The organism is Moellerella wisconsensis ATCC 35017 (assembly GCF_001294465.1).
GTDB classification, from domain to species: domain Bacteria; phylum Pseudomonadota; class Gammaproteobacteria; order Enterobacterales; family Enterobacteriaceae; genus Moellerella; species Moellerella wisconsensis.
Genome location: NZ_LGAA01000104.1, coordinates 1 through 205, shown reverse-complemented (window position 1 = coordinate 205; position 205 = coordinate 1). Strand labels below are relative to the sequence as shown.

Annotated in this window: 1 pseudogene; it reads left to right on the top strand. The window is 38.5% G+C overall.

From position 1 onward, the window contains the following. Positions 1-205, top strand: a pseudogene (locus M992_RS15285) (VENN motif pre-toxin domain-containing protein); the annotation flags it as partial.

The following is a 205-nucleotide window of genomic DNA, read 5'->3' as shown; positions in this document are numbered from 1 at the left end:
TTATTCGCGATAAGGATAATCAAAAACAAGATATCAACGACTTAAGTCGTGACACCGATAATGCCCATGAGAAGCTGAATACGATTTTTGACAAAGAAAAAGAGCAAAAACGGATTGAGAAAACGCAGTTAGTGGGCGAGTTAGGTAAGCAGATTACTGATATTGCGGTGGCGAATGAAAGGATAAAAGCGACTAAGAAAGAAAG